At 44.8% G+C, this 24,207-nt stretch carries 25 protein-coding genes; 14 read left to right on the top strand and 11 right to left on the bottom strand.

Features of this window, described 5'->3' with window-relative positions; translation table 11 throughout:
• Window positions 1–4: 4 nt before the first annotated feature.
• A complete protein-coding gene (locus tag LKO26_RS09365) occupies window positions 5–853 on the top strand; it encodes a ferric siderophore ABC transporter substrate-binding protein (RefSeq protein WP_227587596.1) in 849 nt (282 codons plus the stop codon).
• A 4-nt stretch (window positions 854–857) separates the two neighbouring features.
• Here the strand turns inward: LKO26_RS09365 and LKO26_RS09360 are convergent, their stop codons facing one another.
• The 4 genes from LKO26_RS09360 to LKO26_RS09345 are packed head-to-tail and all read right to left on the bottom strand — an operon-like array spanning window position 858 to window position 3,577.
• A complete protein-coding gene (locus tag LKO26_RS09360) occupies window positions 858–1,823 on the bottom strand; it encodes a glycosyltransferase family 9 protein (RefSeq protein ID WP_227587595.1) in 966 nt (321 codons plus the stop codon).
• On the bottom strand, window positions 1,820–2,239 hold the full coding sequence (locus LKO26_RS09355; RefSeq protein ID WP_227587594.1) for a SufE family protein: 420 nt from the start codon (window positions 2,237–2,239) through the stop codon (window positions 1,820–1,822). Before LKO26_RS09355 ends, LKO26_RS09360 begins: the two co-directional genes overlap by 4 nt.
• Window positions 2,240–2,248: 9 nt before the next feature.
• The gene (locus LKO26_RS09350) at window positions 2,249–3,349 is read right to left on the bottom strand and encodes a glycosyltransferase (RefSeq protein ID WP_227587779.1); all 1,101 of its coding nucleotides are present in this window, start codon (window positions 3,347–3,349) and stop codon (window positions 2,249–2,251) included.
• A 9-nt stretch (window positions 3,350–3,358) separates the two neighbouring features.
• Window positions 3,359–3,577 carry a uroporphyrinogen decarboxylase gene (locus LKO26_RS09345; protein ID WP_227587593.1) on the bottom strand — a complete coding sequence of 73 codons (219 nt, stop codon included), beginning with the start codon at window positions 3,575–3,577 and terminating at the stop codon, window positions 3,359–3,361.
• A 151-nt stretch (window positions 3,578–3,728) separates the two neighbouring features.
• On the opposite strand from LKO26_RS09345, the gene LKO26_RS09340 reads away from it, so the two are divergent.
• Entirely contained in the window at window positions 3,729–6,254 is a 2,526-nt protein-coding gene (locus tag LKO26_RS09340; RefSeq protein WP_227587592.1) for an ATP-dependent Clp protease ATP-binding subunit, read from the top strand.
• A 69-nt stretch (window positions 6,255–6,323) separates the two neighbouring features.
• On the opposite strand, the gene LKO26_RS09335 is transcribed toward LKO26_RS09340, so the two are convergent.
• Entirely contained in the window at window positions 6,324–7,199 is an 876-nt protein-coding gene (locus LKO26_RS09335; protein ID WP_227587591.1) for an outer membrane beta-barrel protein, read from the bottom strand.
• A gap of 146 nt (window positions 7,200–7,345) precedes the next feature.
• Window positions 7,346–7,864, bottom strand: coding sequence for a hypothetical protein (locus tag LKO26_RS09330; RefSeq protein ID WP_227587590.1), 519 nt, complete (start codon window positions 7,862–7,864; stop codon window positions 7,346–7,348).
• Window positions 7,865–7,971: 107 nt separating this feature from the next.
• On the opposite strand from LKO26_RS09330, the gene mnmA reads away from it, so the two are divergent.
• Genes mnmA through LKO26_RS09310 form a run of 4 tightly spaced genes read left to right on the top strand, consistent with a single transcriptional unit; the run spans window position 7,972 to window position 10,374 of the window.
• On the top strand, window positions 7,972–9,159 hold the full coding sequence (mnmA, locus tag LKO26_RS09325; RefSeq protein ID WP_227587589.1) for a tRNA 2-thiouridine(34) synthase MnmA: 1,188 nt from the start codon (window positions 7,972–7,974) through the stop codon (window positions 9,157–9,159).
• Window positions 9,160–9,209: 50 nt separating this feature from the next.
• Window positions 9,210–9,689 (top strand): hypothetical protein, encoded by a 480-nt coding sequence (locus LKO26_RS09320; RefSeq protein ID WP_227587588.1) that lies wholly within the window; start codon window positions 9,210–9,212, stop codon window positions 9,687–9,689.
• Window positions 9,690–9,716: 27 nt separating this feature from the next.
• Window positions 9,717–9,989, top strand: a complete 273-nt coding sequence (locus LKO26_RS09315) for a hypothetical protein (protein ID WP_227587587.1) — start codon at window positions 9,717–9,719, stop codon at window positions 9,987–9,989.
• On the top strand, window positions 9,976–10,374 hold the full coding sequence (locus tag LKO26_RS09310; RefSeq protein WP_227587586.1) for an HIRAN domain-containing protein: 399 nt from the start codon (window positions 9,976–9,978) through the stop codon (window positions 10,372–10,374). The genes LKO26_RS09315 and LKO26_RS09310 overlap by 14 nt, the downstream gene beginning before the upstream one ends.
• A gap of 30 nt (window positions 10,375–10,404) precedes the next feature.
• On the opposite strand, the gene LKO26_RS09305 is transcribed toward LKO26_RS09310, so the two are convergent.
• Genes LKO26_RS09305 through LKO26_RS09295 form a run of 3 tightly spaced genes read right to left on the bottom strand, consistent with a single transcriptional unit; the run spans window position 10,405 to window position 13,093 of the window.
• Window positions 10,405–11,148: a LytR/AlgR family response regulator transcription factor gene (locus LKO26_RS09305; RefSeq protein WP_227587585.1), complete on the bottom strand. Its 744-nt coding sequence runs from the start codon at window positions 11,146–11,148 to the stop codon at window positions 10,405–10,407.
• 24 nt (window positions 11,149–11,172) lie between these two features.
• A complete protein-coding gene (locus LKO26_RS09300; RefSeq protein WP_227587584.1) occupies window positions 11,173–11,772 on the bottom strand; it encodes a 2TM domain-containing protein in 600 nt (199 codons plus the stop codon).
• A complete protein-coding gene (locus tag LKO26_RS09295) occupies window positions 11,765–13,093 on the bottom strand; it encodes a 2TM domain-containing protein (RefSeq protein ID WP_227587583.1) in 1,329 nt (442 codons plus the stop codon). The genes LKO26_RS09300 and LKO26_RS09295 overlap by 8 nt, the downstream gene beginning before the upstream one ends.
• A 361-nt stretch (window positions 13,094–13,454) precedes the next feature.
• Here LKO26_RS09295 and LKO26_RS09290 point away from each other — a divergent pair, with 361 nt between their 5' ends.
• Entirely contained in the window at window positions 13,455–13,898 is a 444-nt protein-coding gene (locus LKO26_RS09290) for a superoxide dismutase family protein (RefSeq protein WP_227587778.1), read from the top strand.
• Window positions 13,899–14,036: 138 nt separating this feature from the next.
• Here LKO26_RS09290 and LKO26_RS09285 read toward each other — a convergent pair whose 3' ends face one another.
• Window positions 14,037–16,160 (bottom strand): carboxy terminal-processing peptidase, encoded by a 2,124-nt coding sequence (locus tag LKO26_RS09285; protein WP_227587582.1) that lies wholly within the window; start codon window positions 16,158–16,160, stop codon window positions 14,037–14,039.
• A 131-nt stretch (window positions 16,161–16,291) separates the two neighbouring features.
• Here LKO26_RS09285 and surE point away from each other — a divergent pair, with 131 nt between their 5' ends.
• Entirely contained in the window at window positions 16,292–17,062 is a 771-nt protein-coding gene (gene surE / locus LKO26_RS09280; RefSeq protein WP_227587581.1) for a 5'/3'-nucleotidase SurE, read from the top strand.
• 5 nt (window positions 17,063–17,067) lie between these two features.
• Here the strand turns inward: surE and LKO26_RS09275 are convergent, their stop codons facing one another.
• Window positions 17,068–17,715 carry a CPBP family intramembrane glutamic endopeptidase gene (locus LKO26_RS09275; RefSeq protein WP_227587580.1) on the bottom strand — a complete coding sequence of 216 codons (648 nt, stop codon included), beginning with the start codon at window positions 17,713–17,715 and terminating at the stop codon, window positions 17,068–17,070.
• A 130-nt stretch (window positions 17,716–17,845) separates the two neighbouring features.
• Here LKO26_RS09275 and LKO26_RS09270 point away from each other — a divergent pair, with 130 nt between their 5' ends.
• From LKO26_RS09270 to LKO26_RS09245, 6 genes are all read left to right on the top strand, one after another.
• On the top strand, window positions 17,846–19,498 hold the full coding sequence (locus LKO26_RS09270; protein WP_227587579.1) for an NADH-ubiquinone oxidoreductase-F iron-sulfur binding region domain-containing protein: 1,653 nt from the start codon (window positions 17,846–17,848) through the stop codon (window positions 19,496–19,498).
• A 12-nt stretch (window positions 19,499–19,510) separates the two neighbouring features.
• Entirely contained in the window at window positions 19,511–22,249 is a 2,739-nt protein-coding gene (fdhF, locus tag LKO26_RS09265) for a formate dehydrogenase subunit alpha (RefSeq protein ID WP_227587578.1), read from the top strand.
• 51 nt (window positions 22,250–22,300) lie between these two features.
• Entirely contained in the window at window positions 22,301–22,669 is a 369-nt protein-coding gene (locus tag LKO26_RS09260; RefSeq protein WP_227587577.1) for a hypothetical protein, read from the top strand.
• 47 nt (window positions 22,670–22,716) lie between these two features.
• A complete protein-coding gene (locus LKO26_RS09255; RefSeq protein WP_227587576.1) occupies window positions 22,717–23,139 on the top strand; it encodes a hypothetical protein in 423 nt (140 codons plus the stop codon).
• Between the two features lie 4 nt (window positions 23,140–23,143).
• Entirely contained in the window at window positions 23,144–23,560 is a 417-nt protein-coding gene (locus LKO26_RS09250) for a hypothetical protein (RefSeq protein ID WP_227587575.1), read from the top strand.
• Window positions 23,561–23,602: 42 nt separating this feature from the next.
• The coding region (locus LKO26_RS09245) for an RHS repeat domain-containing protein (protein ID WP_227587574.1) at window positions 23,603–24,207 on the top strand (605 nt) is incomplete at its 3' end.

The following is a 24,207-nucleotide window of genomic DNA, read 5'->3' as shown; positions in this document are numbered from 1 at the left end:
TGAAATGGATTATTACAGCATCAATAGAAGAGAAGAGCAAAAAGATAAATTCAAGAGCGGAATGATCACTCTTGGGATTTGGGCTGCCCTGCTCCTTTTCGTTTTTCTCTATAAAATAACCCACGTGGTTCCCGCTCAAAATGAAGTGGTCTCTGCCATGCTCATTAATTTCGGGGACAACAGAAATGGTGACGGCTTAGAAGAACCTGCCGAGCAGGAAGGCTCTATGGCCGCCCTTTCGGATTTGCAAAATCCTGATCCGGTGTCGCAATCAGCAATAGAAACTCCGGCACCAGAGGTGAGAGAGAAAATCATAACCGGAAACAACAGTAAAAACACTACCGCCAAAGTAGACAAAATAAGCAAAACCACCGAAAAACCTGTAGCAAAAAAGACCGCCACTTCTAAAACTACCGGTAGCAAAGCCACTACAGCCAATGCCACAAAAGGCAGCGGTGACGGCAAGGGTACAGCCGCAGTAGGCAATTTATTGCGTGGCCGCGGAACCAAAGCAGGAAGCCAGGGAACGAACGGAACTACCGGAAATGCAGGCGACCCGCTGGGCGGAGATGGTGACGGCGACAGCAGAATAGGGGTAGACCGTAAACTGGTCGGTTTTATTCCCGGAACCATGGGCAGGGGCGGTGCGCAGCCTGTTCACAACTGTAAGGCTTCGGGAACCATCAGCATCAGTTATACGGTAGATCAGGCAGGAAATGTAACTTCTGCCAGCCGGTCCGGAGGCATTTCAGATGGTTGCGTAGTATCTACTTCTGTATCTTGGGTGAAAAAATATGTGAAGGCAGAACGTGCCTCTACCTCATCATCAGGAACTTACAGAATCACTTTCTAAGTGATTACAGCTTTTCTGCTATTTTCTGTACATCAAGTTCCACCAGACAGGCATAATCTCCACGGTAGCATTCCTTATCCCCGAAAACCGAACAAGGCCGGCAGGTAAGATCTTTCACATGGACTACATCTTCCGTACTTTGTCCGTAGCCCAGAAATCCCGCAAAATAGTGGGTTGATCCCCAAATGGAAATACAACGGGTACCCGCAAGACTGGCCAGATGCATATTGGCAGAATCCATGGAAATCATGGCCTGCAAGCCGGCAATTTTATCCAATTCTTCTGTTAAAGTAAGTTTTCCGGCAAGATTTTCCGTATTGGGAATTTCCTGCTCCCATTTTTCCAGTACTTCCTTTTCCCGGGAACCACCACCGAAAAAGAAGATTTTATACTTTTCTGAGAGCAGACAAGCCAGTTCATAGGATTTTTCCAGCGGCAGCATTTTTCCGTGGTGCTGCGCAAAAGGTGCAAAACCAATCCCTGATTTTGGAGACTGCTGCGGCGTCAGCTGATGAGACAGAGTCAATGCGAAGCCCAACTCCCGGAAGACATCTGCATATCGCTCAACGGTTTGTTTCAATGGTGTTTTTTCAAGGTTCCAGATATCGGTGAGGTGTTCTTTTTCCTCTTTCCCTTTATCAATTACCGCAACTCTATAGCCCTTACCACGAAAAATCCGTCTTAAAATCTTGGTTCTGATGACATCATGAAGATCAGCAATGCAGGTAGGCTGAAATTCTGTGAGCAGTTCTTTTGCCAGACGTTTCAAACCAAAGAATCCCTTAAAATCATCTAAATCGACCCCTTTGAAGATGAGCCGCGGAATATTCTGAAATAAAGGTTCAAACTGCTGGCGGGAGACCATGACTATTTCTGCATCCGTATTCTGCGCCAAGAATTCGCGCACTACCACGGCGGCCATAGCTACATCGCCGAATGCCGAAAAACGGTATGTCAGAATGCGTGTCATGCTTTTAGCTGAAAGGCGACTGCATAGAATTTAATTTGTTTGGTCATGGCCATCAAACCATTGGCCCGTGATGGCGAGAGAAATTCCTGCAGGCCAATTTCAGAAATAAATCCGAAATCAGAAGCCAGAATTTCATCTGTAGTGTGCCCGCTGTAAATGGAAACCAGCAGTGAAACAATTCCTTTGGGTAAAATACCATCAGAATCTGCATCAAAATAAAGTTTACCGTCTCGGAAACTCGCATCAATCCAAACTTTGGACTGGCAGCCCTTTATCAGGTTATCATCGGTTTTCTTATCCTCAGGAAGGGGTTTCAGTTCCTTACCCAGATCGATAATATACTCGTATTTTTGCTCCCAATCGTCCAAAAACTCAAATTCTTCAACAATTTCCTGCTGTTTTTCTTTAATTGTCATGCTGCAAAATTAGCGAAAGTTTTCCTTTCTCACCTTTTCGAATAAGGCTAAAATTTTGGGTTCTTCATGCTCCCAGTTCAAAACGGCGGCAGCCTTTTCCAGTTCAGGCAAATAAAAGTGGCGTCCGTGCTGCAGCACCGTGTTTATTTTTTGGGCCAGATGTGCGGGATCATGACTTTCGGCTATTTCTCCTACTTTAAAATCCTGGTAAACCTTCATCATTTCAGGAAAATTAATCATGACAAGCGGAACCCGTGATTGGATATAATCTGAAACTTTATTCGGAAGGGAGTATAAATAACTCACCCCACCGTTTTCTTCTATACTTAAGCCCACATCTGCAGTGCAGGTCAGTTTCCGAAGGTCTTCCGGATGCAGCTTTCCGGTAAAGATGACCCGGTCTGCCATGCCTTCTTCTATGGCCAGCGTTTCATATTCCTGTCTTTTGGGGCCATCACCCGCAATTTTGAGCACGGCGCCATCTACCTGTTTCATGGCTTTGATGGCCTGGGCAATTCCCCGGGACTGGTTGATAACGCCCTGGTACAGAACAATCTTGGTCTTATTCTCCGGAATTTCAACCGGTGTCGTGATGATTCTCGGAATATTTCGGATGACCACACAATCCACCTGATACTTTTCTTTGAACCAGCCGGCATAACTGTAACTTTCGGTCATCATGTACCGCATACCCGGCACAAGTTTCTGCTCCAGAAGCCGCCATATTTTCTGAGTCCAGCGCCCTTGAATGGCAGGCATTTCAGTGAAAATCTCATGACTGTCAAAAACCAGTGGAATTTTTAATTTACGGGCTACGAGCACATTGGGCAACAATGCATCCAGATCATTGGCCAGCAGCACCGTTCCGGAATCTGCTCTCTTCATCAGCTCCCGGTACAGTTTCCATTGAAATTCTGCATAAGCCATACGCAGCGAGCCGGCCTTATGCCGGATTCTGAAATAAGGATACGGACGTTCCATTTTGCCTGCACCACCCCAGTCGTTTCCGATAAGTTCTACCGGATATCCGTTCTCGTGCAGGGTTCGGCACACTTTCTCGATACGCTGATCGGTATACAGATTACTGAAGGCAGAAACCAGAATTTTCATCGCCAAAAGTTAATCTTTTTTCACTAAATGATAGAGCTGAATAAAGCAAAGAATGGCATTGGGAATGATAATAGGCCACAACATCCCGCTGTAAATCCCATAGATTACAAAAAGAATACAGCCTATTAAATTAACAATTCTTACTTTTCTAAGGTCTTTCAAAATAAAGCTTAATACCACAAAAAAAGAGGCTGCATAACCTACATAACTGGCAATTTCCGGGCTCATATTACTGTTTTAGGAGGGCAAAGCTAATCATTTTCAGGAAGATAAAAAACCCAAAACTGCCAGAAAGTCATTATTCCTTTTTTGGTAAAGTATTTGTAACTTTGATTAGCATTAAACAACAGAACACACTTTTTTAAATAGAGATAACATCATGAATTATAAATTTTCAGATGGTTTGGATAAAGTTTTCAAACACAGCAAAAACGAAGCACGAAGACTGAAAAGTGAATTCCTGAATACAGAGCATCTTTTGTTGGGCATCCTCAAAACTGAAAACTCTGCCAAGGAAATCCTTCAGAATCTGAATGCCGATCTTACACAAATACGCAGGAAGATTGAAACCATGAGCACCACTGCCATCAACCCGCTGGCAGAGGAAGCTCCCCATATTTCTTTTACCAAAATGGCAGATCAGGCCGTAAAACGCTCAGAACTGGAATGCAGACAATACCGCAGTACAGAAATTAATACCGTACATTTACTGCTGGGCATCCTCTATAAATTTGAGGATCCTACTTCTAATATCCTGGGCGCATATGATGTAGATTATGAACGGGTCACCAAGGAATACCAGACCATGCTCAAAAACTCCGGCGAAACTCCGAAAATGAGCGCGTATGATGAAGATGATGAACGCGAGGAATACGGTCAGATGAGAAAACCGGGCGGAACCATAGGCTCCGGAAAAAGCAAAACACCTACCCTGGATAACTTCGGACGGGATCTTACGACCCTGGCACGGGACGGAAAACTGGATCCGGTTATAGGCCGCGAAAAAGAAATTGAAAGGGTTTCGCAGATTCTTTCCAGAAGAAAGAAAAACAACCCGCTGCTCATTGGCGAACCGGGAGTAGGGAAATCGGCAATTGCCGAAGGTCTGGCATTGCGCATTCATCAGAAGAAAGTATCGCGGGTACTGTACGGAAAACGGGTGATTACGCTGGATCTGGCCAGTCTGGTAGCCGGCACCAAATACCGGGGACAGTTTGAAGAGCGCATGAAAGCCATCATGACTGAACTGGAAAAAAACAAAGACGTGATTCTTTTCATAGATGAATTGCACACCATTGTAGGAGCAGGCAGTTCTACCGGCAGTCTGGACGCCTCAAATATGTTCAAACCTGCACTGGCACGCGGCGAAATTCAATGCATCGGCGCCACTACGCTGGATGAGTACAGACAATATATTGAAAAAGACGGTGCGCTGGAAAGACGTTTTCAGAAGGTAATGGTAGAACCTACTTCCGTAGAAGAAACCATACAGATTCTGAATCAGATCAAAGACAAATATGAAGACCACCATAATGTCACCTATACGGATGAGGCAGTAGCTGCCTGTGTGAATCTGACGGCCCGCTATATTACAGACCGTTTTCTGCCCGATAAAGCTATTGATGCAATGGATGAAGCAGGATCCCGGGTGTATATCAAGAATATGAAGGTGCCTACTGAAATCATTTCCAACGAACAAAAAATAGAGGAAATAAAGGAACTGAAGCAGAAAGCAGTAAAAGCCCAGGACTACCTGGAAGCCAGAAAACTGAAAGATGAAGAAGAAAGACTGATTATGGAACTGGCGGCGGCTCAGGAAAAATGGGACAATGAAGTACGCGAGAAAAAGGAAGTGGTGACAGAAGAAAACGTAGCCGAAGTGGTGTCCATGATGAGCGGAATCCCGGTGACCAAAGTAGGCAAAAACGAGCTGGATAAACTGGCGCAAATGGATGCCAAACTGAACGGAAAAGTAATCGGACAGGAAGAAGCGGTGAAAAAAGTGGTAAAAGCCATTCAGAGAAACCGTGCCGGCCTGAAGGATCCCAACAGACCCATCGGAACATTTATCTTCCTGGGAACTACCGGTGTAGGTAAAACCGAACTTGCCAAAGTGATGGCCCGTGAGCTCTTTGACAGTGATGAAGCGCTGATTCGGATTGACATGAGTGAGTACATGGAGAAATTTGCAGTGTCCAGACTGGTAGGAGCGCCTCCGGGATATGTAGGCTATGAAGAGGGCGGGCAACTTACAGAAGCCATCCGCAGAAAACCATATGCGGTACTGTTGCTGGATGAAATAGAAAAAGCACACCCGGATGTGTTTAATATCTTACTGCAGATTCTGGACGAAGGTTTTGTAACCGACAGCCTCGGCAGAAAAATAGATTTCAGAAATACCATCATCATCCTGACTTCCAATATCGGAACCAGAGATTTGAAAGATTTCGGAGACGGAGTAGGATTTGGAACCTCAGCCAAAAAATCATCAAGTGATGCCCGGGCGAGATCTACTATAGAAAACGCCCTGAAAAAAGCATTTGCGCCTGAATTCCTGAACAGAATAGATGATATCATTATCTTCAACTCGCTGCAGCAGGAAGACATCAGAAAAATCATTGATCTGGAGCTGGGCAAACTGTATGCACGCATTGAAAAACTGGGATATCATATAGAACTTACTGATGAGGCCAAAAATTTCATTGCTGATAAAGGCTGGGATAAAGATTTTGGTGCCAGACCACTGAAACGTGCCGTGCAGAAGTATATAGAAGACCTGATAGCAGAAATGCTGGTTAATAAACAAATTGCAGAAGGAGACACCATCATCCTGAAACTGAATGATGCCAAAGATGGCCTGGAAAAGGCCAGCAGTCCCAAGGGCAAGAAAGAGAAGGTACAGTAAATAATCCGCATCATACCAAAAGAAACACCACCCGGCGGCCGGGTGGTGTTTTGTTTTATAAAGTTTCTGTTAGAACTTAACTCTAACACCTACATTGAGGCCAATGCTGGAAAACGGAAGTGCAAGTCTGCTTGCCTGTGTAGGCTGGTCCGGATCTGAATTCAACTCGAAATCGTCACTGAAAACGGTCTGTCTGTCGGCCACATCCCAATACTGCAAATCATCTTCACCATTATAATTGGCCACTACCACATTACCTTTCTCTGGGCTGTAGGTCAGGCTGTTCGCTTTCAGTTCACCAAACACGGAAAACTGACTGTTGATGGCATAGTCCAGTCCCAATGCACCGGTAAAGCCCACAGGCGTTCCGCCTTCCAGTTCCTGTTTGGTGTAGTAGGTAGAAGAACCATAACGCTCATCTTCTTCATAGGTCACCTTGGAACCTGCTCCGATCAATACCCCGAACTTTGCATACGGATTCAGCTGGCTGTAATTTCCGCGCAATACTACAGTAGGGCTGATTTGCAACATCTTTGCAGACAAAGTCTGATTGATCACATCATTTCCACTGCCCTTTTGGCTGGCAGTATATTCTGCACCCATCAGATAATTAACTCCAAGTTCAGCACCCAGATTTTTGGTAAACATATACCCCAGATTCACTCCGAAATTAGCACCTTTGCCCAAAGACAGTAACACATCATCTACCCGGTCTGCTCCGGAGGGGTTGTATTCATAATTCATAATCCCCTGACCATAGGTATAATATCCGAAGTAACCCACATTCTGAGTCGCCATAGGCAGATTATACCCTCCATGAACATCCACATAAAAACCGGTACCTGCAGCAGGCATGGTTTGGGCAGTTGTAATCATTTGCGCGTGCGCATTCTGTGCTACGGCCAACATTCCCAGGCAGGAAATGGCTAAAAAAACTTTTTTCATGTTCAATCAAATTTAATTTTACTGCCCCAAAACTAAGCGTGTAAGCCATAATAAACAAGAAAAAACTAATAATTTTTTGTTAAAATGACCTTAGAAGTACTTCTTTGCTGCTAATTTTTGATTAAACTTCAAAATTTGAACCGTGATCATATTCCGATCACAAATCCGACGGTGGGCGAAAAACCACTGGAAAACATACTGCTGTTCTCCCGCCAGAGTACATTATACATCAGCCCGATCTGCATGGCAGCATTGGTCCCGATGCGCTGCATGTACCCGCCGCCCAGATAGAGGGCGGTTTCTTCTGCATCTGCCTTGTAATCATACAGCTTGTCCGTATAATTTACAAAATAATGCTGCATCAGTGTGCTGGCGTAGAAATTTTGCGCAAAATAATAATTGGCAAAAGGTCCGATTCCGATCATGGTGGATTTATAATAATCCGAGGACTGAAAATTCAGGCTGCCCTGCGCCCCCACTTCCAGATTGTCCAAAACCTTATAGCCGGCACGCGGAGAAATTCCCACATTAAAATAGCCATTGCTCCCGAAACCAAGACCTATTCCTCCACCAAACGTCCATTTACCACTGGTGGCTCCTGTGGAAATCTGTGCCATGGCGAGACCTGAAATCAGCACGAAAAAGAGTAACCCGTTTTTCTTCATAATAATCGTTTTTATCTATGTACTATAGTTCTGTAAATCAAATTTGTTTATCGTAATTTTGCAAATCTAAAGATAGATTATCTTTTTTAAAATCTGAACAAAAGAATATGAAAATTGTGGTAGGACTTTCCGGCGGTGTAGATTCCAGCGTAGCAGCTTATTTGCTGCAGCAGCAGGGCCATGAAGTGGTGGCACTGTTTATGCGCAACTGGAATGACGCTTCGGTAACGCTGGAAGATGAATGTCCCTGGATAGAAGACAGCAATGATGCCCTCATGGTAGCTCAGAAACTGGGAATTCCTTTCCAAGTGATTGATATGAGCGAACTTTACAAGGAAAAAATTGTGGATTATATGTTTGCGGAATATGAGAAAGGACGCACGCCAAATCCGGATGTGCTGTGCAACCGCGAGGTGAAGTTTGATGTTTTTCTGAAAACAGCGCTTTCTCTGGGTGCAGACAAAGTAGCCACCGGCCATTATGCAAGGGTAAAATCGACCACAGGTCCGGACGGAAAAGAAATTCACCATCTACTGGCAGGGAAAGACCTGAACAAAGATCAGTCGTATTTTCTGTGTCAGCTGAGCCAGGAGCAGCTCTCCAAAGCATTGTTCCCGATTGGAGAACTCACCAAGCCGGAGGTCCGCGAAATTGCCAAAGAAATCGGGCTGGTTACCGCAGATAAAAAAGATTCCCAGGGACTTTGCTTCATCGGGAAGGTGAGTCTGCCTACTTTTCTTCAGCAACAACTGGAACCCAAGGAAGGTGAAATTGTAGAAATTTTCGATGATTTCCCTGCATTTCATCAGGAAAAACCGGTATTCCGTTCCAAACTGGAAGAATTGCAGTATCTATCTGCTAAAATTGAATATAAAAAAGAAGACGGCAAAGTCATTGGCAAACACCAGGGTGCTCATTATTTCACCATAGGCCAGAGCAAAGGGCTGGGCATTGGCGGACATAAGGAAAGTTGTTTCATCATCCACCGGGACATGACCCATAACCTGCTTTTTGTAGGTGAAGGCCGTAATTTCCCAGGATTGTACAGAAAAGCACTGAAAATAGACCGCAGTGAAGTGCACTGGGTGCGCGAAGACTTAAGACTGCAAAACGGCGCATCCATGAAGGTGCAGGCCAGAATCCGGTACCGTCAGGCTCTGGAAGAAGCCACGATTTATCAGTTTGACGAAGGGCTGTTCATGGAGTTTGAACAACCACAGTCTGCCATAGCCGAAGGTCAGTTCGCGGCATGGTATGACGGCGAAGAACTGCTGGGCAGCGGTGTCATTGCTTAAATCTAAACTACAGAAATATCCACTTAAACACACACAAATGATTTTAACTTTTGAATGATCTAAAAATATTGAAATCGGGATACCTCTCGGTTCTCAATGACCTGGACGTCATGAAAAACTGGGGCAAAGTTCAGTTGGAAGCGTTGTATGCCACCCAGATTGGCCAGTATGAAGTGGAAATTCTGGAGCTGAATATTGAAATCAGAACGCTTAAAAAGAAAATTCAGTGGGCCCATCAGGACATTAATCTCGGGAAATATCCGGATTTTACCGAAATCGAAATCCGCGGTCGCGAACTGATGCAGCAGGCCGTAGGTGAAATCTCAACCGCCAAAAATAAAGTAGTGACAGGCAGAGCGGTGCTCAGTAATCTGGCTTCTCCGGAAGACAGCATGGAACTGCGAAAAATCTACAGAAATATTGCCAGAAATCTTCACCCGGATATCAACCCGGATTTGACCGGTGAACAGCAAGATCTGTGGCATGTGTTTTATACCGCTTACAAAAACGGAGATCTGAACCAACTGTAAGCGCTGCAGATTGTGTATAACGAGCAATTGAAAAGCAGAGAAACAGCAGAAAAAGAGTTGAATGAAGAGGATCTTCTGCTGCAGACAGCCCTGTTGACACAAGGCATAAAAGAGTTGGAAAAACAAATAGCTGAATTAGAAAATGACTTTCCATTTAATATCGCAAATAAAATAAGGGATGAAGACTGGATACAGGAGAAACAGGATTCTTTGCGCAAAGAAATTGAAGACCTGCAACAATACCTGAAAGAAAAACAAGCCGACTACGAAATCATCAAAGACACTTATGGATCAGCCTGAAGCAACCGGACTCCGCAGAACAGATGGCGGATTATTTAAATTAATCAACTCCGGCGCCATCACTTTCAAAGCTTTTGAAGAAGACATTCTGGCACTGGAATCCATTGTAGCCGGCACATCCTACCTTAATCTTCAGGATATTGAAAAAGAAATTGTTCCTGATCATACCGAACTGTCACTAAAGCGGGAACCGGATAATCAGTATGACGCATTTGCCATAAGAGTACTATACAAAGACACCAAATTAGGCTACATTCCCAAATCTAAGAATCAGACGATTGCCAGGTTAATGGATGTTGGCAAGCAATTCTACGCCAAAGTAACCGCCAAAGAATGGGAAGGCAAATGGTTGCGGATGGATCTGCAGGTTTTCATGAAAGATTAACCTTCTTACAAACGTTTAACACTTTCCTAATCAGCGTGTAAGCCAGTCTTTGAAAAACTTCACACGCTCACGGCTCACGGTAATTTCCGTTTCCGGCTGAAAAAGCAAATCCACTTTATAATAGGGTGAAGTGTAAATATTGGCAATCATTTCAGCGTGAATAATGAATTGCCGGTTTACCCGGAAAAAACGGCGTCCATCCAGCAAATCCTGCAGTTCATCCAGCGTATAATCTGTGGGATACACCCGTTCCCGCGTTTGCAGATACACGATTTTATGTTCACTGAAAAAACAGGAAACTTCATCTACGGAAATGATTTTCAGATTATACCCTATTTTGACCAGAATTCTGGATAATATTTGCTTTTCATTGCGGATGAGGGATTTTATTTCATCCGGATGAGGCGGACGCTCAGAAGGGAGGAAACTCCGGAACTTCTCCAGCGCACGGGTCAGATCATCGGGCATCACCGGCTTCAGCAGATAGTCAATAGAGTTCAGCTTAAAAGCCTTCAGGGTATATTGGTCAAAAGCTGTGGTATAAATGATGAAACTTCTGGTGGGCACCTCTTCAAAAATATCAAAAGAAAGCCCGTCTCCCAGGACAATATCAGAAAAAATAAGATCGGGGTGTGGTTGGCTGCCAAACCATGACAAGCCTTCCTCTACCGAATTCAGGACTTGTACCACCTCCACATCCGGAATGGTGCTGAGCAGCCGTGCCAGTTTCCGTGCAGCCGGTTTTTCATCTTCAATGATTACGGTTTTTATCATCAGAACAAATCAGGGTGCTTAAAGTTAAGGGTATTTATCCATATATTCCCGGATTTTCCGCTCTTCCCATTTGCTTCCCAGCATGAAATACGGAATGAAAACACTGGCCCAGTGGCTCAGGAGTCCAATGCCCCAGAAGATGGCCACCCAATAATGATCCATATCAGTAATGGATTTTCCTTTGTTCAGTCCAATGGTGATGATCAAGATATTCACAACCACATAGCACAGAGAGTGGATGTAGAATCCTTTTATCTTCTTCACTTTTTCCCGGGCTTTTCGCAATTTGCCTGCATTTTCCTCTTCAGGCGTCATGGTACAGTTCTGCGGATTGCCAGCCAGTTCCTGCTTTAAAAAAGTTTCGGTTTTTGCCTGTTCCCATTTGCGGATGCCCGGCAGAAAAATACTCACCGCGTGGATGATGATGACTGCACCCCACAGCACACCGGTAAAGAAGTTATACGGCTGGTTTTCTCCATCGGCGGGCCGCTGTGTCAGAAAGTCTATCAGAATGACCAGGTTTACCGCTGCATACACCGCCAGATGGATATAATAACCCTTGATTTCACGGATCCGCCCGGCAGCCTGCTGGTAGCGGAAATCCTTTCTGTTCAGTTTATCCATGGTACTTGTTGTTTTGATTTTCTTTTTCCAGAATTTTCCGGATTTGTTTCTCTTCCCAGTTCCTGCCGATGCGCAATACCTGGAATGCGTGAGAAATGACGCCGATTCCCCAACCCAGCACCGGCCACCAGAACCAGTGGTATCCGGGTGTCATTTTCAGGTTGATGAAGATCAGGAACGGCATAAACAGGCAGTAGGAGATCAGGTTTCCGTAGAAATCTTTCAGTTCTTTTACTCTTTTCTCAGCCTTTCTGTAGGCTTCGTTGCTTGGGATGGGTGTTGGATTCATAGCTGTAATTTTTTCTTTTAAAATTGGAATTTTTACACGGAAGAAATCATCTGATTTCTCAATAAATACATGCTGACCGGTGAGCAGTGCATAGCGCTGCACAATATTGCTGAGGCCAATGCCGGCACTTTCTTTCACCTGCTCGCGGACTTGCAGATTGTTCTCTATAAACAGATACTGACCCTCAGAATAAATCCTGATATTCAGTGGATTTCTGGCGGTTGCGTAGTTATGCTTAATGCAGTTTTCCAATAACAGTTGCAGGGACAGTGGCACCACAAAGGAGTCCTGTACGTCTGCCGCTACATCAAACTCAAAGTTCACGCTTTCCTCGAAACGGGTTTTCAGAAGTTCGCAATAGGTGCGGGCAAAATCAATCTCCGCCTCCACCGTCACCAGTTCCTTATCTTTCTCTTCCAGAACATAGCGGTAAATTTTGGACATGGAAGCGGTAAAATCCTGGGCTTTATCCGGATTCTCGTCAATAAGTGCGCTGAGCACGTTCAGTGAATTAAAAAGAAAATGCGGATCCAGCTGGTTTTTAAGACTCTCGAACTGGGCGTTTGCCGAACGGGCAATGAGTTTCTGCTCCACCACTTCTTTACGGGAAGACCTTTTCCATTCCTCCATAAAACTTTTCGCATGCAAAATAGCAGAAATGAGCAGGGTCACATTCAGCATAATCCAATTTACCACCGCCATATCTCCGCTGAAGAACATCCCGGAATCGTTTTTCAGCAGCAGGATATATACCACATAATTGATTCCCAGAACCAGCAGGACATTCAGGACCACCGTACCGGCAATTCCCCACGCTACTCTTTTCCGGGTATCACCGGTCCAGGAATAACGGCGGTTCAGATATTGGTTCATATAGCCGTTTCCTAAGGCCAAAGGAAAGCTGTAGAGGAAGGATATGGCCACGCACAGCAACCAGTTCTGAGGTGTTTTGGTACCAGTGAACACCACAAAGAAGGCCGTGCCGGTAACCAGCGCAATAATGCTGAGGATCTGAAATGCTTTTCTGTTCATTGCTCTCATTTTAACAGTTCAAAGGTAAAAGACTTCCGATATTTATGAAATTATTTTCTGCTGAACCGTCAGATTCTGCTGCTGAACCGTTCAGAGAAGATCCGTTTTCAGAATTCACCCGAATTATTGTAAAATTGTAAGATGCCACCTAAATAAATTGTGGAGACCACAAAATTGGATTAACTTTAACCTTTTAATTTCCAATTATCATCATTAAACAAAATCAAACTCTATGAAAAAACAACTGTTATTCCTGGGGCTGGGACTTGCACTATTGTCGTGTAACCAGGAAAAAACCACTCAGGAAACATCTACTGAAGCCGAAACGGAGCAGTCACCTGTAGTTACGCAGCGTGAAGATATGATTACCAAGTCGTACAATATCAATGCAAAGAGCGGAACCAACACAGAGGGAACCGTAACATTTGTACAAAACGGAAACGAAGTAACGCTTACCATTGAAGCCCGCAATCTTACGCCGGGGATTCATGCGGTGCACATTCATGAATTTGGAGATTGCTCTGCAGAAGATGCTTCATCTGCAGGCGGACACTGGAATCCTACTACCAAAGATCACGGAAAATGGGGAGATGAGCACCACCACATGGGAGACATCGGTAATCTGGAAGCAGGTGCAGACGGAACAGGTGTGCTGACTTTCACCACCGACCAATGGAGTCTGGGTGGAGACGAAACCAAAAATCTGGTGGGTAAAACGTTGATTATTCATGAGAAAGAAGACGACTTCCAGACTCAGCCTACGGGAAATGCCGGTGGCAGAGTAGGTTGTGTTGAAATCAACTAATGATTCCTCAACCTTAACAGATAAACAGTCACCAACCGTGGCTGTTTTTTTTGGCCAAAAAACCGAAAGCCATGATGCTGTTCAAAAAATCAGCCGCCCAAAAAAGGCGGCTGACTGATATGTTCTGAAAAAATATTCTCAAATCATTTCCGATACTATATTAATGGCTTCCTGCAGATAAACATCTTTCTCCAGACGTTTCTGCCAGTTTTCAGATTTCTTTTTAAAGGCTTCATCTTTCTGCATCCGGGCGGCTTCATCCGGGAACTGTACGAAGTTGAGACCGTTGTTAAATTTATCCAGCTTCTCAAATTTTTTAATCTGATCCTTACGCTGTTTCATCAGTTCGAAGAATTTGGTCTGATTTACCGTAATGCTCTCTTCTTTATCCAGTTGCTCTTTCCACCGGGCAGATTCCAGCAAAAGCTGATAATTGGCATTTGAAGCCATTCTTTGTGCACTGCGCTGCTTCAGTTTTTCAATATCTATACCATTTACTTTCTGAAATGCCACCGCAGGAATACGGTCCCATGCAAGCGCAAAATCATCATACCGCTCCCCGATTTCAGAAAATGTATAGAAATCCTTCATCTGAATGTCAGATTCTATTCCTTTTTTCTGGGTAGATTCTCCGGTGATGCGGTAAAACTTCTGAATCGTCAGTTTAAGTGCTCCGAAATCATCATTGGTATTCAGAAAACGATTCAGGTCTATGAAAGTCTGTACCGTTCCTTTTCCGAAAGATTGGGGAGACCCTACCACAACTGCTCTGCCATAATCCTGCATGGCTCCAGCTAAAATCTCTGATGCAGATGCAGAAAGTTCGTTCTGCATGATGATTAGTGGGCCGGCCCAGATGGGGTTATTGGTTTTATTGCGCAGAGTTTGGATCTTTCCGTTGCCATCTTTCACCTGCACATAAGGACCGGTATTCATGAAGAGTCCCATGATATCTCCCACTTCGGTCAGTGAGCCACCGCCATTATTTCTGAGATCCAGAATGATGGCCTGCACGTTTTGTGCCTTGAGTTTGATGATTTCATTCTTCACATCGTCAGATGCATTTCTGCCGTTTTCCTGTTTTTCAAACTCAGCATTAAAGCTTGGCAGGTTGATGAAACCATACTTTTTACCATCGGTAGAATTGATGATGATGCTTTTTGCATACGTATCTTCCATAGCCACCTCTTCACGGATCATGGTCACTTCTTTGATGGACTTGTCCTTCTTCTCTACGGTGAGGGTCACTTCGGTTCCTTCTTTACCTCGGATCAGTCTTACCGCTTCATCAGAGAGCATTCCCACTACATTTACCGCCTCTTTATTGGGAAGACTTTTCACCTTCAGAATTCGGTCTCCTTCTGTAAGTTGCTTGGACTTCCATGCTGGTGCGCCTATCGTCAATGCACCCAGGTAGAGATTTCCTTTCTTTTCCTGAATAATGGCGCCGATTCCGATGACCTTACCGGTAAAATTCACATCAAAATCCTCTTTGTTCTGAGGCGAAAAATAGTTGGTATGTGGATCAAACACTTCAGAATAAGCATTCATGTACACCGTAAACCAGTCCATCTTTTTTCTTTTCTTGAAGCGGGTAAAGGTTTCACCCAGATAGTCCTTCACCTCATCTGTGGCTTTGGTCACTTTCTGCTCCGGGGTCAGAATCTCCAGTTTTATGGTGTCTTTCAGACCGAATCTCTGTACACTGTCCTTTTTTTTACGCTGGCTTTCCTCTTTGCTGTTCAGCGTTTCCATTTCTTGCAGAATGTTGTATTTGATGAATTTTCGCCACTCATTATACTGTTCTTCTTTACTGGCCGGTGCTTTTTTAATTTTATGTTCAATGATCAGGGTTTCGTCCTGATTGAGATCAATAGGCTTGCTAAAGATGTCTTTGGTCATCTTATCTATTTCATCTACCCGCTGGTACAGACGGTCTACCGTAAGTTTGTAGAAGGTGAGATCACCGTTGTTCAGATAATCATCCAGTTTTGTACGGTGTCTGCTGAACTCGTCCATATCTGACTGGATAAAATACCGCCGCCCAAAATCTACCATTTCAAAATACTTGTCATAAACTTCCTGGGAGTAGGCATCATTGATGGGTTTGGGGCTGTAATGTAGGTAAGACAGCGTGTTTTTGACGCTTACCATAATGGTTTTCATCTTTTCGTCATCATCCTGTGGTGCATTGAAGCAGAACATCAGGCTCGTGAGCGGGATGAATAAAAGTAATTTATTGAGTTTAAAATTTTTAAACATATTTAATAATTCTGTTATAATAGGTCTGTTTTTAATAATCTTTGTTACACGAAGCTACAGAACTTCAAATTTAATACCTAATTCATTACTGACCGCAGTTTTTTATCTAAATTTGTTGGCAAATGATTAATATGACTAAAAAACCGCATATTTTAGTAACCAATGATGACGGAATTACTGCACCGGGAGTTCGCAAACTGGTGGAGTTTATGAATGAAATCGGCGAGGTGACCGTAGTAGCGCCCAATTCCCCGCAAAGTGGAAAAGGACACGCCATTACCATCAATTCAACCCTTACCTTTGAAGAAATACAGCTGGACGGACCTCAGCGGGACATCTCCCTCAGCGGGACTCCGGTAGATTGTGTGAAATTCGCACTGGATCAGGTACTTAACCGCCGGCCGGACCTGGTGGTTTCCGGCATCAACCATGGCGCCAACTCCTCCATCAATGTCATCTATTCCGGCACCATGTCTGCAGCAGTAGAAGCAGGTGTGGAAGGATTACAGTCCATCGGATTTTCACTGCTGGACTTCAGCTGGGAGGCAGATTTTGATCAGTGCAAGGAATACGTGCAGCAAATTGTACGCAAAACACTAGAGAATCCCCTTCCCAAAGGCGTGGTTCTGAATGTGAACATCCCGAAACTGAAAAAAGAAGAAATAAAAGGTATTAAAGTATGCCGGCAGGCACATGCCAAATGGGAAGAAAGTTTTGATGAACGAATCAGCCCGCACGGCAAAAAATACTATTGGCTCACCGGCTATTTCAATAATATGGATGAGGCAGATGATGCTGATGAAAATGCGCTCGCCGAAGGATATATTTCAGTAGTGCCGGTACAGTTTGATCTCACCGCACATCAACATCTTCAGTCCCTGTCTGAAATCCTGAATACCTAAGGCTTTCAGGACGAGTTCTTTTCAGACTTAATTCTCACAAACTGAACATCATACGGAACCGTAAGTGCCAGATGTATGCCTATAGCCGGCAGCGGAGAATCAAACCATAATGCCATGGCACACAGTAAAATTCCGAAAGGAACGCAGGAAATCATTTCCCTTTTGCCGTTGAAAGCATGCAGCAATACATACAGCACCACGTTGATGACGACAGCCGTTACGGTTCCGTATTTTTCCACGGAAAAATCCAGCAAAAATCCCCGGAACCAGAGTTCATAACAAATGATGAACAGGATGCGGAGTACAAAATAAGCCCCCAGAAATCCGAAACCCAGCAATGCGGGGTTTACCGTGAACCGGCTTTTTCTTAAATCACGGTCTGCCACGTTCCATGCTACTGCGGCAGTAGCGCACATCAATGCCACTAAAGTGAGCCATTGGGTGAGATTCCAGCCGGAGATTTCAAATGCAGGAAACGGCAGAAACATAGCCGGGAAAATCCCGAATAACACGATTCCGGAAAAATTGAGCAGCAGCAACAATGCCGGATGTTTCACTGCCGCATCATCATTCAGCAGTCTGATGGAGTTTCTACGGTACACGAAATATAAAATGAGCATAAATGCTACGCTGCTTACTACGAAAGTCCACATAATTAATCAGGGATTTAACTGTTGCAAATATAGCAGATTCGCGTCATCCCGGCGAAGTAACCGGCTCATAAATTTCAGACTTACCGGATGGAAAATTTTCCTTAACTTCACTCAAACAAATTTTTGAAAAATGTCCAGGAATCTCAGCGCCTTATCCGGCAGAAAAGGCCTTAAGAAAAATCTTTTTGAGCAGATGGCTCAGATTTCGGTAAATGATGGCGGATCTCCCGCCGAGGCACATCTGGCAAAGCTTGCCGATGAATTTTTAATGGGCGACGCCAATACCTACGGCAGCATTACCGCCTACGATTTTATGAAGCCCGAAAATCGGGGCAAAGAAATCTATGTCTGCAATGGTTCTGCCTGTCTGTGTGCCGGCACCCAGGATGAAGTGCAGGAAAAAATTCTGGAACATTTTGATGCCGCTGCCATAGGGCACATGACATGCCTGGGCCGCTGCCACGAAAATTCTGCTTTCAGTTATAAGAATCAGAACTATTCCGGAAACAGCATCAACCAGCTTGCAGAAATCATTAAAAAAGAAAAGCATTCCAAAAACGGACGGTACAGCGTATCTGCCGCACGACCCGTACTTACCGGAGATTTCCGCAGTTTTGAAGCGTTCAGAACACTGCTGGAAAAAACCCTGGCCAGACCTTCTGCCGAAATTCTGGGAGAAATCCGCGATTCTGAAATCCGCGGCCGGGGCGGAGCCGGTTTTCCCATGCACATCAAATGGGAGAGTTGCCGGAATGAGATTTCCGATGAAAAATTCATCATCTGTAATGCTGATGAGGGCGACCCCGGTGCTTTTTCTGACCGCTATCTGCTGGAAGAGCAACCGCTGATGGTCCTTTTCGGGATGATGGTGGCCGGCTACTGCACGGGAGCCAACTGGGGCGTAATCTTCATCCGGGCAGAATATCCGGAAGCCGTAGAAATAATTCAGCAAGCCATCCACAAACTGCATGAACTCAACCTGCTGGGTGACCAGATCCTGAACTCAGAATTTAATTTTAATTTTAAAGTAATTAAGGCACAAGGTGCTTATATCTGTGGCGAAGAAACCGCGCTCATCAATGCGATAGAAGGACAAAGACCGGAGGTGAGAACACGCCCGCCATTCCCTGCAAAACAAGGACTTTTCCTGAAACCCACCGTGGTCAACAATGTAGAAACACTGGCCGCAGCCACCTGGATCGTACAGCACAGCGGAAAGGAATATGCCGCCATGGGCACCGAAAAATCCCGCGGCACCAAACTCATTTCGCTGGACGGACTCTTTCAGAAACCCGGCATTGTAGAAGTGGAAATGGGCACACCCCTGGGCACGGTAATTGAAGAATATGGCGGCGGATTCCGGAAGGGCGTGAAAGCACTGCACATTGGCGGACCGCTGGGCGGAATTGTTCCCATAGAGAAAATAAACAGTTTATCGATTGATTTTGAGTCCTTTGCAAGCCAGGGATTCTTATTGGGACATGCTTCTGTGGTATGTATTCCGGAAGATTTTCCCATGATTAAATACCTGGAACACTTGTTTGAATTTGCAGCGTTTGAAAGTTGTGGCAAATGTTTCCCCTGTCGTCTGGGCACCAAAAGGGCCCACCAGATGCTTTCGGGAGCAGCCCACGAAATGAAAGCCATAGACCGCAATCTGTTTATGGATTTGCTGAGCACCCTGCAGCAGGGATCGCTTTGTGCACACGGCGGCGGAATTCCGCTTCCGGCAAGAAATGCACTGCAGTATTTTAATGATGAACTCAGCCTACACTTCAGCTAAACCCTTTTGACCATGAACAATATCGCATACATCAACAATCAGCCGTATGAATTTGTACCCGGTGAAACCATGCTGTCCTTTCTGCGCCGCCACAAGGGCCAGCAGTCTGTACCTACTTTGTGTGATGCACCCAATCTGGATCCTTTCGGTTCCTGTCGGGTTTGCTGCGTAGATGTGGCACTGGAAGAAAACGGAAGGACCAAAGCCATGGCCTCCTGCCACTCGCCGGTTTCCGAAAACATGTTTCTGTATCCCGATTCCGAAAACATTACCGCACTGCGCCGGAACATCATGGAGCTGGTGCTTTCTGACCTTCCGGAGGAATCCCGGTTTGTGATGGATGAGCAACCAACAGAATTTCAGCAAGTAGTGCAGCGCACCGGAATTACCGAAGTACGCTATGATGCTCCTGGCAAAAATCATTTCCTGCCAGATACCAGCCATCCGTATATGCGCTCTGACCTCAATATGTGCATCAACTGTTTCCGCTGCGTGCGCGCCTGCGATGAAGTGCAGGGACAAATGGTGCTGAGCATGGCCGGCCGCGGATATGACGCCCACATCATCAAAGGGATGGATGTAAGTTTCATGGAATCTGACTGCGTAAGTTGCGGTGCCTGTTCGCAGGCCTGCCCCACAGATGCCATTACCGATGTATTCCAGATGTCCGAACTGATTCCGGAAACCGTAACGCGCACCGTATGTACCTACTGCGGCGTGGGTTGTAATCTGGATGTCGCTTCCAGAGGCGATGAAATTATCTCCATCACCGCACCATACGATGCCGAGGCCAACGGCGGGCATACCTGCCTGAAGGGACGCTATGCCTTTAAATTTTATAACCATCCCGACCGTCTGCGCAGCCCCATGATTAAGAGAAACGGAACGTTTACCGAGGTCAGCTGGGATGAAGCCTATGATTATATCGTGACGCAATTTAACCGGATTAAATCCAATCACGGACCAGACGCCATTGCCGGAATTTCTTCTGCCCGCACCCCGAACGAAGAGAACTACCTGATGCAGAAATTCATGCGGGCCGTCATCGGGACCAATAATATAGACTGCTGTGCACGCGTATGCCACTCGCCTACCGCTTTGGGCATGCAGCGGGCTTTCGGAACGGGAGCGGCAACCAACTCCATCTCTGATTTGGAGTACACCGACTGCATTCTGGTCATTGGAGCCAATCCTACGGCAGCGCACCCGGTAACCGGTGCCAAAATAAAGCAGAGAATGATGAAAGGCGTGACGGGCATTGTAATAGACCCGCGCAAAATAGAACTGGCCAAATACGCTCAATATCACCTGCAGCTCCGCCCCGGCACCAATGTCGCCATGCTGAACATGCTGTTGTATTATATCATCTCCGAAGGTCTGGAAGACGAAGAATTCATCCGCAACCGTACCGAAGGTTATGACGACATGAAAGCTGAAATTCTGAAGCTGGATATGGACGAACTTTCGGAGATTACGGGCGTTGATAAAAATCTAACCCGTGAGGCAGCGATTGCCTATGCTCGGGCAAATGCGGCCATGGAATTCCACGGATTGGGCGTTACCGAGCAGATGCAGGGCACCTTTACCGTGCAGCTGATTGCAGACCTGGCCATGATTACCGGAAACATTGGCAAAAAAGGCGCAGGCGTAAATCCGTTGCGGGGTCAGAACAACGTACAAGGTGCGGCAGATATGGGTTGCCAGCCCCATCAGGGAGCAGGATACCTGGATGTGACTCAGCAGGAGATTAACCAGCGCTATAATGTATTCTATAACCGTGAAGTTCCTGCGGAAGTGGGACTGAAAATTCCGGAGATGTTTGATGCCGCTATTGAAGGCAAACTGAAAGCGCTGTGGCTCATTGGCGAAGATGTGGTACAGACCGATCCCAATACGCTGAAGGTCATGAAGGCCATGGATTCCCTGGAACTCCTGATTGTACAGGAACTCTTCATGACCGAGGCGGCAAAACACGCAGACGTCATTCTACCGGGTGCATCATTTCTGGAAAAAAATGGCACCTTCACCAATGGCGAAAGACGGGTACAAAAGGTGCAACAAGTGGTAGAGCCGCTGGAAGGCACCAAGCCAGATGGACAAATCATTGTGGACATCATGAACCGCATGGGCTATCCGCAGCCGGACTATACTCCGGAAGGCATGCTGGAAGAAATTTCGCAGATTGTTCCGTTCTTTGCCGGTATTACCTGGGAAAATCTGGGCACAAACGGCCTGCAGTGGCCGGTAAAACCAGGGGGAATTGATACGCCGATGCTTCATATCTCAGAATTCAACCGTGGTCTGGGGAAATTCACTTTCGTTGATTTCAGGGAAAGCAATGAAGTAGAAAAATACGGAAAAGACTATCCGTACATCATCACTACCAACCGTGAACTGGAGCATTATAACTCCGGTGTGATGACCAGGAGAACCGGAAATGTGGAAATTCTGACCGAGGATGTGCTGCTGATTAATGCACAGGATGCCCGCAAGGAAGGCATACAGGATGGAGATTTCGTTTGTGTGGAATCACCCCGTGGCAAAGTGGACATCAAGGCGCGTATTTCAGATGAAATGAAGCCCGGCATTCTGAGTTCTACGTTCCATTTCCCCGAGGTCATGCTGAACATCATCACCTCTGATGAGCACTGCAGTGAAGCCATGTGTCCCGAGTACAAAGTAGTAAGCTGCCGGATCCGCAAAAGCAAAGGAAAATACCGCAAGATGATGGAGGCAAAGGAAAAGATATAGAGGTGAGAGATGAAATAGCAGTTCCGTGCCCGTAAAAGCCCTATTATATTGATGATGATAAAGAACGTTTTGGTGATGTTATGCTTTATGCCAGTACTTATTTTGGGACAAGATAAAGAAGGGCAAAAGTGTAGCGATAAAAACAGAGGAATAGATCAGTTGCCTTGTACCATTACAGACCGTTATGGTACAGATGTAATCCCTGATGAAGACACCGCAATAAAGTATGTTGATATTTTAATTAGCAAGAGATATTTTCTTGATCCCAAAAAAGCCAAGCCTTATCAAATCAGTTTAATTGCAGATAATAAAGTTTGGCATATTGTGGTAAAGAGTTACAATTGCAGATATTGCAAGATATATATTAACATTAACAGAAATACAGGAGAAGTATTAAATTTTTACAGATCAGAAGATTAATGATCTCTTCGCTGCCGTACGATTGCATCGCGTGGTAATAATGAATTATGGATCAACCGTGTAGTAAAACAGAAATAGATTATGTAAATCCAAATCCTGTGGCAGTCGGTTTGGTTTTTAGGGCAGAAGATTTCCGGCCACACGAAAGGATTCGTGCGGCAGCAGGGGGAATGAACTACGTAGGAAATTCTTTAATTTCTGCGTCTACAAATATTTCTTATAATAGTCAGACCAGTTTGCTTAATGGGACAATAAGTGCTCAAAAATTTTCCACTCAAGCGGCAGCAGGAATTTTAGGAGGTGCAGCAGCAAAAGGAATTAGCGGTTCTTCAGCATTCAAAGGAACGGTTATAGGTAGTTATATGCAAACTACCACACGATTTGGGCAAACTGCAGGTTCTGCTGTAGGAACGGTATTAATGAATACACCAGATTATAGCGCAAGTGTAATACAAAATAAATTCCCGTAAATCTATGAAGAGAATATTGGAATTGTTGCATTACTATTTGTTTGTAAGAAACTCTAAATGGAATTTAATTTTTTTATTAATTTTATTTATCCCCGTTATTTGGTATATATTTTATAAAAATAATCCAATAAAAAAGGGGAATTATACGATTGGATATGTATACAGAATATATTGGCCTGTAGTGAATGCAAAAACTGTAATGTATTCATATACAGTAAACAAAAATAAATACACAAGTACTGATGATTACAATAGTAATAAAAAACCCAAGATTGGCAAACGTTATTTAGTTCAATTCTCTTTAGAAGACCCTTCTTATTCTGACATTTTTCAAGATATTCCTGTTCCAGATAGTATAAAATCAGCACCTCCAGAAGGATGGAAAAAGCTACCAGAATGGGCAAAAAATGCAAAAAAATAAACCTAAATAATCAATTGAGGCTTTAAATGGTGAAGCAGCTAAATGGGAACAAAACTGAAGAAAAACTTCCTTTCCACCGGACCTGAGGGGCAAATGTATTCTTCCTCTACAGAATACCTGGATGGGTTTCATTACGCTTCCTCAGTAGGGGACGAGGAGTTATGGCAAATGTTTCAGGATGCCGGTGGCAATGCCTACGAAATGGAAGCCTTCATCGCCTTCACCACCGAAACCAATTTCGTGGATGTCTTGAAATTCTTTCCCACCGCAGAAGGCTTTTATGATTTCAAAAATAATGAATATATTTACCAGTACAAAGATCACCTGGGAAATGTGCGGCTAAGCTATAAAGATGATGGCTACCAAAACCCGCAGGTAACAGATAGTAATGACTATTATCCTTTCGGGATGAATTTTATAAGAAACGAGGAAGAAGAAGCCGTTTTTGGTGTGGGATCTTACCAGAATTACAAGTACAACGGCAAGGAACTCCAAGAGACGGGAATGTATGATTATGGGGCGAGGTTCTATATGCCGGATGCTGTAATTTGGGGACAACACGACCCACTTGCTGAAGTTTCAAGAAGGTTTTCGCCATACGCCTACGCTTTTAATAATCCTATTCGATACATTGACCCAGATGGTAG

The organism is Chryseobacterium sp. MFBS3-17 (assembly GCF_020687745.1).
Classification (GTDB): domain Bacteria; phylum Bacteroidota; class Bacteroidia; order Flavobacteriales; family Weeksellaceae; genus Marnyiella.
The sequence above is the reverse complement of the archived record's forward strand: the minus strand, read 5'-3'. Positions and strand labels throughout refer to the sequence as shown.

Coding starts and splice junctions, on each gene's coding strand:
- LKO26_RS09365 (WP_227587596.1), top strand. CDS start 5: ATGGATTATTACAGCATCAATAGAAGAGAAGAGCAAAAAGATAAATTC.
- LKO26_RS09360 (WP_227587595.1), bottom strand. CDS start 1,823: ATGACACGCATTCTGACATACCGTTTTTCGGCATTCGGCGATGTAGCT.
- LKO26_RS09355 (WP_227587594.1), bottom strand. CDS start 2,239: ATGACAATTAAAGAAAAACAGCAGGAAATTGTTGAAGAATTTGAGTTT.
- LKO26_RS09350 (WP_227587779.1), bottom strand. CDS start 3,349: ATGAAAATTCTGGTTTCTGCCTTCAGTAATCTGTATACCGATCAGCGT.
- LKO26_RS09345 (WP_227587593.1), bottom strand. CDS start 3,577: ATGAGCCCGGAAATTGCCAGTTATGTAGGTTATGCAGCCTCTTTTTTT.
- LKO26_RS09340 (WP_227587592.1), top strand. CDS start 3,729: ATGAATTATAAATTTTCAGATGGTTTGGATAAAGTTTTCAAACACAGC.
- LKO26_RS09335 (WP_227587591.1), bottom strand. CDS start 7,199: ATGAAAAAAGTTTTTTTAGCCATTTCCTGCCTGGGAATGTTGGCCGTA.
- LKO26_RS09330 (WP_227587590.1), bottom strand. CDS start 7,864: ATGAAGAAAAACGGGTTACTCTTTTTCGTGCTGATTTCAGGTCTCGCC.
- mnmA (WP_227587589.1), top strand. CDS start 7,972: ATGAAAATTGTGGTAGGACTTTCCGGCGGTGTAGATTCCAGCGTAGCA.
- LKO26_RS09310 (WP_227587586.1), top strand. CDS start 9,976: ATGGATCAGCCTGAAGCAACCGGACTCCGCAGAACAGATGGCGGATTA.
- LKO26_RS09305 (WP_227587585.1), bottom strand. CDS start 11,148: ATGATAAAAACCGTAATCATTGAAGATGAAAAACCGGCTGCACGGAAA.
- LKO26_RS09300 (WP_227587584.1), bottom strand. CDS start 11,772: ATGGATAAACTGAACAGAAAGGATTTCCGCTACCAGCAGGCTGCCGGG.
- LKO26_RS09295 (WP_227587583.1), bottom strand. CDS start 13,093: ATGAACAGAAAAGCATTTCAGATCCTCAGCATTATTGCGCTGGTTACC.
- LKO26_RS09290 (WP_227587778.1), top strand. CDS start 13,455: ATGATTACCAAGTCGTACAATATCAATGCAAAGAGCGGAACCAACACA.
- LKO26_RS09285 (WP_227587582.1), bottom strand. CDS start 16,160: ATGTTTAAAAATTTTAAACTCAATAAATTACTTTTATTCATCCCGCTC.
- surE (WP_227587581.1), top strand. CDS start 16,292: ATGACTAAAAAACCGCATATTTTAGTAACCAATGATGACGGAATTACT.
- LKO26_RS09275 (WP_227587580.1), bottom strand. CDS start 17,715: ATGTGGACTTTCGTAGTAAGCAGCGTAGCATTTATGCTCATTTTATAT.
- LKO26_RS09270 (WP_227587579.1), top strand. CDS start 17,846: ATGTCCAGGAATCTCAGCGCCTTATCCGGCAGAAAAGGCCTTAAGAAA.
- fdhF (WP_227587578.1), top strand. CDS start 19,511: ATGAACAATATCGCATACATCAACAATCAGCCGTATGAATTTGTACCC.
- LKO26_RS09260 (WP_227587577.1), top strand. CDS start 22,301: ATGATGATAAAGAACGTTTTGGTGATGTTATGCTTTATGCCAGTACTT.
- LKO26_RS09255 (WP_227587576.1), top strand. CDS start 22,717: ATGGATCAACCGTGTAGTAAAACAGAAATAGATTATGTAAATCCAAAT.
- LKO26_RS09250 (WP_227587575.1), top strand. CDS start 23,144: ATGAAGAGAATATTGGAATTGTTGCATTACTATTTGTTTGTAAGAAAC.